Origin of the sequence: Luteibacter sp. 329MFSha, assembly GCF_900111665.1 — a bacterium.
Taxonomy (GTDB): domain Bacteria; phylum Pseudomonadota; class Gammaproteobacteria; order Xanthomonadales; family Rhodanobacteraceae; genus Luteibacter.
The window spans coordinates 48,609-60,927 of the sequence record NZ_FOJE01000004.1 but is presented as its reverse complement, the minus strand read 5'-3'; the positions used below and the strand labels follow the sequence as shown (position 1 = coordinate 60,927).

The window sequence follows — 12,319 nt, the reverse complement described above, 5'->3', positions numbered from 1 at the left end:
CCGAATGAAGCGCATCCGGCCATGCGTACCGGATGCGCCGTGGAGCGGTTTAGAACTTGAAACCAGCCGTGAAGCGCGCTGTGCGCGGCACGAACTGGATGTTGCCCTTCTTGTTGAACACGACCGGCGTACCCATCGCCGGCACGCCGTTCGTACCGAAGTTCGTCGTGTAGTCCACGAAGTTCTTCCAGTTGAACACGTTGAGCACGTCGAAGCGGATGTAGAACTTCGTCTGGTCGTTCTCGTTGATCAGGAAGTCCTTCGTGGCCTGCACGTCGATGTCGCGATAGCCCCAGATCTTGCCGCCGACCAGGAACTTCGAGCCCGGCGGAGTGAACGCCATCGGACGGTTCGCCTCGCCGGTCGGGAAGATATAGCCGCCGCCGTAGCCCACCGTGCCGTTCCACGGCAGCGGGGTGGCGAGCGTCAGCTTCGCCGAGAAGCTGAAGCCCCACGGACCGTCCAGCGAACCGGTGGCGACGAAACGATGCTTCGACACCGCGTTCGAGGTGACGAACGGATAGGCGAAGATCGTCGGCTCGTCGAACGAGTAGTGTTCCTTGATGTCGCGATTCTGCTTCGCGCGGCTGTAGGTGTACGCGAAGTTGGCGCTCCAGCCCGACTCACGGGTGTACGGCTTGTCGGCCGACAGCAGCACCTGCGTGGTACGCGTGCGGATGCCGTTGTTGCCGATGATCATCGAACCGAAGCCCGGGATGCCGTTGTTCCACGGCTGCGTGCCGTTCTGGAAGAACGAGCCGTCCGGATAGCGGTTGCCCAGCGTGAACGCGAAGCCGTCATACGACAGGACGCGCGTGACCGTGGCATCCGTGTTCCAGTCTCCCAGCTTGTTCGACATGCCGATGCTGAACTGGTCCGAGTACGGTGCCTTCAGGTCGTTGTTGAGCATGTCGACCTCCTGGCCCTTGTTCGAACCGGCGACGAGCGCCTGCAGGTTCTGGAGGCCATTGAGGTACGCCGGATCCCAGGCGACGCAGTTCGTGTTCGGACCGACCTCGCAGGGACGGTTCGGGATGTTGAAGAAGATCTCCTGGTACGGCAGCGCGGACTTGGTCTGCTCCAGCTGCAGGTAGTCGTACAGGTTGCGATCGTACGAACGGCCCGCGCCGCCGTGGATCACGTGCTCTTCGTCGGCGAACAGGTCGTAGGAGAAGCCGAGGCGCGGCGCCCACTGGTTCTGCGCGTGGCGATTGTTGCCGGTGCCGATGTAGTCGCGGTAGTTGATGCCGCCCTTCGCCAGCGTCTGCGCGTACGTCTGGCCCGGGAACTGCGCCTGGGCGTTCTGATCCAGCGAGTTGAAGCCGTCGATGACGTTCTGCGGCGTCACGTAATCGAGGTACGACGGCGTCTTCTCCTTGTCCCAGCGCACGCCGAGGTTGAGGATCAGGTGGTCGTTGACCGACCAGTCGTCCTGGATGTACGCGCCGTACTGCTTGCTCTTCGTCTCGGCGACCGAGTTCAGGCCGGGGACCGGGTTCGAGAACTGCGCCTTGTACGGCAGGGGCTGCGTGCCACCATCGTCGACGTTGTAGAAGAACTGCGGGTTCGTGTCCTGGGCATCCTGCGCGTGCAGGGTGACTTCCTTGTACTTGTAGCCGACCTTGACGACATGGTCGCCGTGCCAGGTGAGGTTGTTGAACGTGAAGTCGTCCTGGATCGACGGACCTTCCTGGCCCTTGATCTGCGTCGCAAGCGGCGAGGCGGCGCCGATGCCGATGATCGCGGCGTCGTTGTTCGGGCGCCACTGGTAGTTGTAGCCGTTGCCGTAGTTCAGAGGCAGCGGGTCGTTCGACGAGTTCTCGTAGGTCGCCTTGAACTCGTTGAAGTACCAGTCGCCGCTATGCTGCCAGCGGAAGGTGCCACGGGTATCGTGGTTCTCGGTCGTGATCGACTGCGAACGCGACTGGCCGGCGCCGATGTTGTCGGCCTGCGTTTCGCGGCGGACCTGCGTGCTGATCTCGATGCGGTCGCGGTCGGAGAACTCCCAGTCGATCTTGCCGAAGTACAGCTTCTCGTCGAACGGAAGGTTCGCGGGGCCCAGTTCGGACTGCGCCGCGGCCGGGAGCAGGCCGATGGCGCGGTCAGGCACGTTCGAACCCGGGGTCACGGTAATCGGCGTGTCGAACTTCTTCTGCTCGAACGTCACGAAGAAGTGCATCTGGTCCTTGATGATCGGACCGCCGAGCGCGAAGCCGTATTCCTTTTCGAACGAACGGGCCTTCTCGCCGTCCTCCTCGGCCGCGGTGCGGCTGCGGTACTTGTCCGAGGTGTACGTGTAGAACGTCTCGCCGTGGAACTCGTTCGTGCCGGACTTGGTCTCGGCCGTGATCGCGGCCGAAGAGACCTGGTCGTACTCGGCCTTGTAGTTCGACGTGATGACCTTGTACTCGCCGATGGCGAGCTGCGGGAACGGGTTGCCCTGGCTGTTGACCTGGCCGGCGACGCCGCCCTCCTTCACGTAGCTCTTCTGGCCCACGCCGTCGATGAAGACGTTGACCGAGCTGTTGTTCTGCGCACCGCCGCGCAGCGAGGTGTGGCCCTGCGCGTCGACGCTGAAGACCATGCCCGGCACGGTATCGGCGAACTCGAGGAAGTTGCGCGAGACCTGCGGGATCGTCTGGATCTGGTGCAGCGAGATCGTCTTCGCGACTTCCGGCGTGCGGACTTCCGTCAGGGTGGTCGCGTTGACCGTGACGCCTTCCATCGCCGTCGCGGCGGACGCGTCGGCCGGTGCGGCGCCGGCGGCGGCCGCGGCCGGAAGGTTCAGCGTGGCGGTCGAGGCGACCGTCAGGGTGACCGTCTGCTGCGTGCCCGGGCCGGCATCGACCTGATAGGTCGCCGGCGGCAGGCCGTTGATGGTGTACATGCCATCGGCGCCGGCCGTGGCCTTGCGCGACAGACCCGTGGACGGATTGAACGCGGTGACGGTCGCGCCCGGCGTGGCCTTGCCGCGCAGGGTGGCGACGACGGTCTGCGCATAGGCGGACGGCGCGACCGCGGCGGCGGCGACCGTCGCGGTGATGACGCCCGCGAGGATCTTCTTCTTCAACTGCATCGAGGCTTTCATTGTTCCCCTCTCCCAAACTCTTTCTGTGTGTTGTGTGATCCGATCCACGGACGAAACGTACGGTGGTCGACCTTGTTGTCGTTCTCGGGGTGGCTCGGGCGCCACTCTTGTCGAAGCATTCGCCCCGTATGTCTCATCCTTCCGCATGGCGGAACGGATGCATGCTGCGAAGTCCTGTCGAGCGCCGTCCTGGGAATCCAGTCCGCGGCCCGGCAAGCCGCGTGTCCGACGGGTGTCAGGCCCGCCGTCGTACCGTGTCGCTGCCGCCACACGAGGCGCGGACGACGAGTTCGGTGCCGACGACGGTGCGCGGCTCGGGCGGCGCGTCGTCGGGTGCTTCGATCATGCGGACGAGACGTTCGAGTGCCGACTCGCCCAGTTCGGCGATGCGCACGCGGACGGTGCTGAGCGGCGGCGAGACGTAGCGCGCCATGGGGATGTCGTCGAAACCGGCGACCGCGATGTCGGCGGGCGTGCGTACCTGCGCTTCGGAAAGCGCGGAGAGGCAGCCGATGGCCATCATGTCGTTCGCGGCGAAGATCGCGTCGGGGCGCGGCACCATCGCCAGCGCCTGCTTGCCGGCGTGATAACCGGATTCCTCGGTGAAGTCGCCCGGAAGCACCACCGCGCGATCGGCGAGGCTGGCCTTGGCCATCGCTTCGCGATAGCCGCGGCAACGCTCCTGCACGTCGTGGTTCACTTCGGGGCCGTTGATGAAGGCGATGCGCTTGCGGCCGAGCGAGAGCAGATGCTCCGTCATCGCGTACGCGCCGCCGAAGTCGTCAAGGTCGAGGGCAGCGTGGCGCTCCGAACGCACGTGGCTGTTGATCAGCACCGTGGGGAGCACCAGCGGAAGATTCTCGTCGAGGAACGCTTCGTCGGCATGCGGCGACATCACCAGCAGTCCGTCCACGCGGCCCTGCATCGCGCGCAGCGCGATCGCGGCCTCGGTGGCATCGCCGTGCGAGCTCGACACCAGCAGGTACAGCCCACGGGCACGCGCCGCGAGATCGATGCCGCGGATCAGTTCGGAGAAGAACGCGCCATGCAGGTCCGGGAGCAGCGCGCCGATGGTCTGGGTGCGCCGGGTGATGAGGCTGCGGGCGGCGTTATGGGGCACGTAGCGAAGACGGGCGGCCACTTCGCGGATGCGCTTCTGCGTTTCCGCGGTCACGCCGCTGTGTCCGTTGAGCGCACGCGAGACCGAGGCCACCGACACGTTGGCCATCCTCGCGACGTCTTTGATCGTCACACTCACCAGTACACGCCCTTGAAAGCGACCCCTCCCGGGTCTCGACGGCGCGGAACGTAAACGTTTTCACAGGAGCTTGTAAAGCGTTCGAAAACAGGGGCTTGCTGCGATGCGGAACTATCTCACTCGAACTTGCAGACCACTTGATAAGAACCAGGAATTTCGCGAATGCAGACAGGCGCTTGAGTGGTACGTAGCAGGATGCTGCGACGCAGCGCGATCCATGCACAAGGCCTTCACCGAAATAAATAGCTGCCATGGTCAGCACCACGTAACGGGCGTTACATTTCGTCCGCCCGCCGCGCTCGGTTCCGCAAGTCGCACCGAGGGTGGAAGCCGACGGCGCTGTCGGACACCGGGGCGGCATGTTTCGGCGGACGCGTGCTGCTGGCGACGGGGTCAGGCTTCCTGGAGCTCGCGCTGCGCTTCCTTCGCCGCAGCCCGCCGCGACGACCATACGCTGCATGGGTCGCCATCGACCGCACGGCGGCGCGTCGCGACGCCGAGCCAGGCGAAGCCCGCGCCCATGGCGATGGCGACGAGATCGACGCCGAGCACCGCGTAGCGGCCTTCGGCCAGCGTGCGGAGCAGGCGGTCGTGGTGGACCACCACGTCGAGCACGCCGACGGCCACGCTCACGGCGGCGGTGGCGAAGAGCAGGTCGACCGCGGCTTTCGCGGGACGCCGCCAGAACGTCCACGCGATGGCGCCGGCGAAGGCGGTGAAGCATACCGGCTGCACGATCGCGGTCGGTTCGGCGCCGAACAGCGGGCCGACGAGATTGCCGAGGAACGTCGTCGAGATCGCGAAGCACGCGCCGATGCACACGCCGACCGTGGCGGTGGCCATCGCGCGCACTTTCATCGGCTGTTCCGCGCTGCGCCGTTTGCGGCGCGACTCGATGTACAGCAGGTTGCCCGAGTAGAACAGGAACGCGCCCGCGAGGCCGAGCAGGAAGTAAAGCCAGCGCAGCGAGAGGCTGCCGAACGTGCCGAAGTGCAGGCCGAAGATGGCGGAATACGTCGCGTGGTTCGCGTCGCGCGCGCCCGTCAGCTGCACGTTGATCACGTGGCCGTCGATGGCGTCGAGCGCGACGGCGCCGTATTCGCCGAGGGTCTTCGCGGAGGTGCCGCGCACTTCCGCGGTGGCGCCCTGCTGACCGTAATGCATGTAGCGCATGTAGTCGGGATCGAAATTCGCGGCGCCAGCGGCGAGCGCGGCCTGGCGCGCACGCGCGCCGAGTTCCGCCGGCGAGAGCATCGGCGCGCTACCGCCCTTGCCTTGCGACGCGGGCAGCGCGCTGGTCATGCGTTCGAACGCGCCCATCACCTTGCCGTCGAACGTCAGCGTGTTGAACGCGACCAGCATCACGAGGGTGAGGCACAGCAGCGCGCCCGTGATGGCGAAGACGATGTGGAAGGGCAGGCTGAGGATGCCGATGACGTTGTGCGCGTCCTGCCAGAGGCGTTTCAGGTTGTGGCCCGGGCGCAGCGCGAACAGCTCGCGCGTCAGGTTGGGCAGGTGGATCAGCAGGCCCGTGAGCAGCGCCAGTCCGTAGACGATGCTGACGACGCCCATGAGGTAGATGCCCACCACCGGGATGCCGAGGTCGTAGTGCAGTTCGTAGACGAAGTCGGCAAGACCGTGTTCGTGGTCTTCCGAGTCGCGCGGCGCGGCTTCGCCAAGCGACTGCGTCTTCCAGTCGCCGTTCTTTTCCATCCAGTAGGCGGCGACCTCGTGCGACGGGTGGTCGGCGGGGTAGGTGACGCCGATCTGCTCGGCCGCGGCGGGATGCTTCGCGACGATGTCCGCGAGCATGGCGTGCGCGCGATCCATCGTGTCCGCGCGCGCCATCTCGGCCTTCGGCAGCGCCCACGCGTCGATCTCTTCGTGGAACATCGTCAGGGCGCCGGCGTAGAACGCGATGAACAATGCGAAACCGGCGAGGAGGCCCGTCCAGGTGTGCACGGTGGTGAACGTGCGGATGGTGGAAGCTTTCATCGGTCAGAGCCCGGGCAGCGTGTGCTTGGCGAGGAACAACGCGGCGAACGCCGCGACGTTCGCCACGGCGAGCCAGGCCCAGGCGCGGACACCGCTGCGGAAGAGATACGTGGCGGCCATGATGCCGATCCACAGGGGAAAGAACGCCACCATCATCGGGATGAAGACGGCTTCGCTCGAATGCGGCCACACCCAGATGACGAAGGAGATGAGGGCCATCGACAGGGGCAGCCCGAGCAGGATGCCGGCGAAAGTCTTGCCCAGCATCAGGGCGTCTTCCGGGCGGTGGCGGGGCGGAACAGCCAGGTGATGTAGGGCAACGCCACGGCGCCGAACATCAGGGCGGTCGCCGCGGCGAAGATCCCCGGCAACGACGTCTCGCCGGCGATCCAGGCGACCAGCGCCACGACGGCGAAGGCGGCCGCTCCGATCCGCCCCGCGGGACCGATGGGCCGCGCGAGAAGCCGCTGGTTGCGCGAGCAGAGATAGGCGAGCGCCATGGCGATGAAAGCCGCCAGACAACCGAGGATGTTCATGGGACGCGCCGGGCAGGTGACTGATTGATAATTATTATCATTCGCGCCGGACCGGTCAAACGGGCGTGGGCTGGCGTGCCCTGCGCCAGGGACGCCCTCGGTCACTCCCATGAGAAAAATCTCCGACCGCTGAGCAGAATTTGCCCACTGCTCAAGTTTTGACCAACCCGACCGCTAACTGAACATCGGGGTTTGGTAAAACTGGCGTTAACGCTCGCCGTTAAATTAGAATTAACACCCCACCGATCATCGTGATGCGGCGTCTCGCTACGCGGTGCGACAGGAAAAGCCAATAACACGTTGATGTAGCAGCCATGTTGACCACCGCCCTCATCGTCACGACTCTCGTTGCCTTCGCTCTCGCGGCGGTGTCGGTCCGGCGTATTCCCGAGGGCACGGTCTACAGCGTTCGCCGCCTGGGCCGTTCGCCGGCGCTGCTCGGCGCCGGCACGCACGTCGTGCTGCCCGTCATCGACCGTGTCGCGCACAAGATCGACCTTGGGGGCCAGGTGCTGCGTTTCGACGGCGGCACCGTCTACTGGCAGGTGCTGGAGCCGGAAGTGGCCGACGAGGTGATCGACGAAGCGCCGGAGCTCATCCGCACCAACGTCGTCGCCGCTCTGCGCGACGCGAGCACCGGCCACACGGCGGACCGCCGTGCCGTCGGCACCCAGCTCAAGCACGCGGTGAACGGTTCGCTCCGCGCTCGCGGCATGCTGGTCACCCGCGTCGAGCTCGACGCCGCCTGATCGTCGCGCTGGCGCCATCGCGCCTGCGCTTCCATACTTTGCGACCCTCGCCCCTCCCTGGTGCCGCATGACCGCGCGCGACGTTCTGCAAGCCCAACTCGAACGCGGCATCGCCAGCCTCGGCGTGTCGTTGCCGGACGACGCCATCGGGCGCCTGCTCGATTATCGCGAGCTGCTGGAGCGCTGGAACGCGGCCTACAACCTCACGGCGATCCGCAACGACGAGGAAATGATCGCGCGCCACCTCGTGGACTCGCTGGCGATCCTTCCCTACGTGCACGGCCGCAGCCTGGCCGACCTCGGCACCGGCCCGGGCCTGCCGGGCATCCCCATCGCGATCGCCGAGCCTGCGCGCGAGGTGCTCATGGTCGATTCCAACGGGAAGAAGGTCCGCTTCCTGCGCGAGGCGATCCGCTCGCTGAAGCTGACCAACGGCCGCGCGCTGCAGAGCCGGGTCGAGGACGTCGAAGGCACCTTCGAATGCGTCACGGCGCGTGCCTTCGCCACGCTCGCCGACATGCTTCGCTGGGGCGGCCACCTGCTCGCGCCGAACGGCACCTGGCTCGCGATGAAGGGCAAGCACCCGGCCGACGAGCTGGACGGCGTACCGGAAGGCTTCCGCGTCGAGGCGATCCACGCGCTGAAGGTTCCCGGGGTCGATGGCGAGCGCCACCTGGTGGTCATCCGGCGGAGCTGACGCGCCCACGGCAGCGGCCATCGCGCGGCGATGCTACGCTAGCGCCCTTTCCGCGCACGGCAGCTACCGGTACCCCATGGCCCGCATCCTCGCAGTCGCCAACCAGAAGGGCGGCGTCGGCAAGACCACCACCTCCGTCAACCTCGCCGCGGCCCTCGCCGCCGCGAAGCGCAAGGTGCTGCTCGTCGACTTCGATCCGCAGGGCAACGCCACCATGGCGTCGGGCGTGGACAAGTACAACACCAAGCCGAACGGCTGCGAGGTCCTGCTCGACGAGGCCGCCATCGCGGACGTGCTGGTGCGTACCGAGGCCGGCTACGACCTGCTCCCGGGCAACGGCGACCTGACGGCCGCCGAGCTGAAGCTGATGGACGCCATGGCCCGCGAGCAGCGCCTGAAGGAGCAGCTCGCGCGCGTCGCGGATCGCTACGACACGATCCTGATCGACTGCCCGCCCTCGCTGCACCTCCTGACGCTCAACGCGCTGACGGCCGCCGATGGCGTGCTGATCCCGGTGCAATGCGAATACTTCGCGCTCGAAGGGCTGTCCAGCCTGCTCGACACGATCGAAGCCGTGCGCCAGCGCCTGAACCCGAAGCTCGAGGTCGAGGGCCTGCTGCGCACCATGTACGACGTGCGCAACAACCTCGGCAACGAGGTGTCCGCCCAGCTCACGCAGCATTTCGGCGAGAAGGTCCTGCGTTCGATCATTCCGCGCAACGTCCGCCTCGCCGAGGCGCCGAGCCACGGCCAGCCGATCCATCTCTACGACCGCGGTTCGCGCGGCGCCATCGCCTACATCGGCCTCGCCGGCGAGATCATCCGCCGCGAGCGCGCGCTGGCGACGCAGGGCGCGGCCGATACCGCGACCGACATCGACGAAGCCGCGCCGGACCCGTCCGGCGCCGCCCCGACGATCTCTTAAGGAGCTCCCATGGCAGCAGCGAAGAAACGTGGACTCGGCCGAGGCCTCGACGCCCTCCTGGGCGGTGGCGCGGGGCCCGATGCCCCGCCGTCGATCGTCGAGCAGGAAGGCGAGTTGCGCACGCTGCCGATCCACCACATCCAGGCCGGCAAGTACCAGCCGCGCCGCCACTGGAACGATGAAGCCCTCGACGAACTCGCGGCCTCCATCAAGGCGCAGGGTCTGATCCAGCCGGTTGTCGTCCGCGCCATCGGGAAGAACAGCTACGAGCTGATCGCCGGCGAACGCCGCTGGCGCGCCGCGCAGCGCGCTTCCATGAGCGAGATCCCCGCGCTGGTGAAGGACGTGCCCGAGCAGTCCGTGCTGGCCATGGCGCTGATCGAGAACATCCAGCGTCAGGAGCTGACGCCGCTCGAGGAGGCCCAGGCCCTGCAGCGGCTGATCGACGAGTTCGACCTGACGCACCAGCAGGCCGCCGACGCCGTCGGCCGCTCGCGCGCGGCCGTGTCCAACCTGCTCCGCCTGATGGAGCTGCCGGCCTCCATCAAGCAGCTCCTCGACGAGAGCAAGCTGGAGATGGGTCACGCGCGCGCCCTGCTCACGCTGCCGTCCACCATCGCCGAGCCGCTGGCGCTCGAGGCCGCCCGTCACGGCTGGACGGTGCGCGAGCTGGAGGACGCGGCCCGCAAGGCGCAGCTCGAACCCAAGGGCAAGGCGAAGGCGGCGCCCGTGGATCCGAACATCGCCAACCTCGAGCGTGAGCTCGCCGAGCGCTTCGCCGCCCGGGTGGAGGTCGCGCACGGCCGCGGCGGCAAGGGCAAGCTGGTGATCCATTACCACAGCCTCGACGAGCTGGACGGCATCCTTTCAAAGGTCCGCTGAGGACACGGTGTAAGGAACGGGCCATGGCGCCGGTCAAGAAGGGTGTGAATCCCAGGCAGCGCCAGTATGAAGCCATGGTGCGCGCCCTGTCGGCCGACCTTTACCGGTACGCCTACTGGTTGTCGCGCTCCGAAGCCACAGCTCAGGACCTCGTCCAGGAGACGTTCCTGCGCGCGTGGAAGAATCTCGATTCCTTGCGCGACGCCGAGTCGGCGAAGCCCTGGCTGTTCACGATCCTGCGCCGCGAACACGCGCGCCTGTACGAGCGCAAGCGCTTCGAGACCGTGGAACTCGACGACACCGTGGCCGAGGACGCGCCCTTCGCGAGCCCCGAACGCAGCGGCGACGCCGCGCAGGTGCGCGACGCCATCCTCAGGCTCCCGGAGAAATACCGCGACCCGCTCGCCATGCAGGTGCTCGGCGGGATGACCGGCGACGAGATCGCCGAACGCACGGGCCAGCAGCCCGGTGCGGTGATGACCCAGTTGTTCCGTGCACGGCAGCGCCTGAAGGACCTGCTCGGCGGACGCGCCGTGGCCGAAGGGGGCCGGAAATGAACTGCCTCGACTTCCGCCGCCGCATCGGCGCCGAGCCTCGCTCGCGCGATCCCGAGCTCCTCGCCCACCGCGATGCCTGCCGTGACGGATGCGGCGCGTTCTGGCAGCGCGCCCAGCGTTTCGAGGACGACATCGAGGCGGCCATGGCCGTGCCGGTGCCCGACGGTCTCGCCGATCGGATCCTGCTGGCGCAGGCGACGAGCGAGCGTCGCAGTCAGGTGGTCCGCCGTCGCGGCTGGCTCGCCATGGCCGCGTCGCTGATCATCGCCTTCATGGGCGCGGGCATGTACTGGCGCCACGCGGACCTGAACTCGCTGCCGGCGCTCGCGGTCGCCCACATGCCGGGCGAACTCGACGCGCTGGACCTCACGCGGCCGATGACCGACGCCCAGGTCGACGCGGGCTTCGAAGGCCGCGGCGCTCGCCTGAAGGGGCCCGCCCCGGCGGGCGTGACGTACGTGCACGACTGCTGGGTGGGTCCGTACCGCGCCGTGCACCTCGTCACCCGGATGAACGACGAACCCGTCGTCGCGCTCTACATGCCGGGGACCATGACCGTCGGCGACTCCGATTTCCACCGCGACGGGTGGGACGGCCGCGAGATGGCCCTGAGCGGCGGCACGCTGGTCGTGCTGGCGCAGGGCGCCAGCCGGCGCACCATGGACGCCGTGGCGCGCGGTTGGCGCGATGCCATCGACGGGCAGCAGGCGCCGAGCGTCGGCCGGATCTGAACGGTGCCGGGCGCGGGGGTCCGCTCGGCCGCCGCTTGGGCGATAATGCCGCCCCGAATCCCGCCGCCACCGGAACCGCGATGACCGATCTCGCCGTGGTCGTGCCCGTCTTCAACGAGCGCGACAACATCCCGCCCCTCCTCGCCGAGATCGCCTCGGCCCTGCGTGGCCGGATCGACTTCGAAATCATCTACGTCGACGACGACAGCACCGACGACAGCGTCGCCGTGCTGAGCGCGGCACGGGCGCAGTATCCCGAGCTGCGGATCGTTCGCCACATCACGCGCAGCGGCCAAAGCACGGCCGTGTGGAACGGCGTGCGTTCCGCGCGCGCCCCGTGGATCGCCACGCTGGACGGCGACGGCCAGAACGATCCCGCCGACATCCCCAAACTGCTCGCCGCCCGCAAGGACGCCGCGCCGGAGCTGAAGCTCTTCGCCGGCTGGCGCGTGACGCGCCGCGACAGCTTCAACAAGCGCATCTCGTCGAAGATCGCCAACGCGGTGCGCTCGCGCATGCTCCAGGACGACACGCCGGACACCGGCTGCGGCCTCAAGCTGTTCGAGCGCGAGACGTTCCTGCGCCTGCCCTACTTCGATCACATGCACCGCTACCTGCCGGCGCTGGTCAAGCGCGCGGGCTTCGCCAGCATGAGCGTGCCGGTGGGCCATCGCCCGCGCACTGCCGGCACGTCGAAGTACGGCATGCTCGACCGCCTCTGGGTCGGCCTCGCCGACCTGCGCGGCGTGGCATGGCTGATGCGCCGCGCCAAGGTCACGCGCACCGAGGAGATCTGACCAGGCCGCGACAGCTTTTCGCCGCGGTTCCCAAGGTGGCGCGCCAGCTCCGGGGCACGGCCTCAAGAGATGTCGCGCCCAGGTGCGCTCCCACAGCTGGGGGC

12 protein-coding genes are annotated in these 12,319 nt (G+C 67.5%); 7 read left to right on the top strand and 5 right to left on the bottom strand.

Going from position 1 to position 12,319, the window contains the following annotated elements; all coding sequences use genetic code 11:
• Positions 1-49: 49 nt before the first annotated feature.
• From BMW54_RS15870 to BMW54_RS15850, 5 genes are all read right to left on the bottom strand, one after another.
• Positions 50-3,076: a TonB-dependent receptor gene (locus BMW54_RS15870; RefSeq protein ID WP_254779405.1), complete on the bottom strand. Its 3,027-nt coding sequence runs from the start codon at positions 3,074-3,076 to the stop codon at positions 50-52.
• A 247-nt stretch (positions 3,077-3,323) separates the two neighbouring features.
• Positions 3,324-4,349 carry a LacI family DNA-binding transcriptional regulator gene (locus tag BMW54_RS15865; protein WP_090057985.1) on the bottom strand — a complete coding sequence of 342 codons (1,026 nt, stop codon included), beginning with the start codon at positions 4,347-4,349 and terminating at the stop codon, positions 3,324-3,326.
• 390 nt (positions 4,350-4,739) lie between these two features.
• Positions 4,740-6,341 (bottom strand): PepSY-associated TM helix domain-containing protein, encoded by a 1,602-nt coding sequence (locus tag BMW54_RS15860; protein ID WP_090057984.1) that lies wholly within the window; start codon positions 6,339-6,341, stop codon positions 4,740-4,742.
• A 3-nt stretch (positions 6,342-6,344) separates the two neighbouring features.
• Positions 6,345-6,608, bottom strand: coding sequence for a hypothetical protein (locus BMW54_RS15855; RefSeq protein ID WP_090057982.1), 264 nt, complete (start codon positions 6,606-6,608; stop codon positions 6,345-6,347).
• Positions 6,608-6,877, bottom strand: coding sequence for a hypothetical protein (locus tag BMW54_RS15850; RefSeq protein ID WP_090057981.1), 270 nt, complete (start codon positions 6,875-6,877; stop codon positions 6,608-6,610). The genes BMW54_RS15855 and BMW54_RS15850 overlap by 1 nt, the downstream gene beginning before the upstream one ends.
• Before the next feature lie 314 nt (positions 6,878-7,191).
• On the opposite strand from BMW54_RS15850, the gene BMW54_RS15845 reads away from it, so the two are divergent.
• The 7 genes from BMW54_RS15845 to BMW54_RS15815 all read left to right on the top strand — a co-directional run bounded on the left by BMW54_RS15845 (position 7,192) and on the right by BMW54_RS15815 (position 12,215).
• Complete coding sequence (locus BMW54_RS15845; protein WP_090057979.1) at positions 7,192-7,626, top strand: SPFH domain-containing protein; 435 nt, start codon at positions 7,192-7,194, stop codon at positions 7,624-7,626.
• A gap of 67 nt (positions 7,627-7,693) precedes the next feature.
• The gene (rsmG, locus tag BMW54_RS15840; RefSeq protein WP_090057976.1) at positions 7,694-8,323 is read left to right on the top strand and encodes a 16S rRNA (guanine(527)-N(7))-methyltransferase RsmG; all 630 of its coding nucleotides are present in this window, start codon (positions 7,694-7,696) and stop codon (positions 8,321-8,323) included.
• Positions 8,324-8,399: 76 nt separating this feature from the next.
• On the top strand, positions 8,400-9,248 hold the full coding sequence (locus BMW54_RS15835; RefSeq protein ID WP_090057974.1) for a ParA family protein: 849 nt from the start codon (positions 8,400-8,402) through the stop codon (positions 9,246-9,248).
• A 9-nt stretch (positions 9,249-9,257) separates the two neighbouring features.
• A complete protein-coding gene (locus tag BMW54_RS15830) occupies positions 9,258-10,130 on the top strand; it encodes a ParB/RepB/Spo0J family partition protein (protein WP_090057972.1) in 873 nt (290 codons plus the stop codon).
• A 23-nt stretch (positions 10,131-10,153) separates the two neighbouring features.
• Positions 10,154-10,687: a sigma-70 family RNA polymerase sigma factor gene (locus BMW54_RS15825; RefSeq protein WP_090057969.1), complete on the top strand. Its 534-nt coding sequence runs from the start codon at positions 10,154-10,156 to the stop codon at positions 10,685-10,687.
• Positions 10,684-11,418 carry a DUF3379 family protein gene (locus BMW54_RS15820; RefSeq protein WP_090057967.1) on the top strand — a complete coding sequence of 245 codons (735 nt, stop codon included), beginning with the start codon at positions 10,684-10,686 and terminating at the stop codon, positions 11,416-11,418. The genes BMW54_RS15825 and BMW54_RS15820 overlap by 4 nt, the downstream gene beginning before the upstream one ends.
• Before the next feature lie 80 nt (positions 11,419-11,498).
• Complete coding sequence (locus BMW54_RS15815) at positions 11,499-12,215, top strand: glycosyltransferase (protein ID WP_090057964.1); 717 nt, start codon at positions 11,499-11,501, stop codon at positions 12,213-12,215.
• Positions 12,216-12,319: the final 104 nt, after the last annotated feature.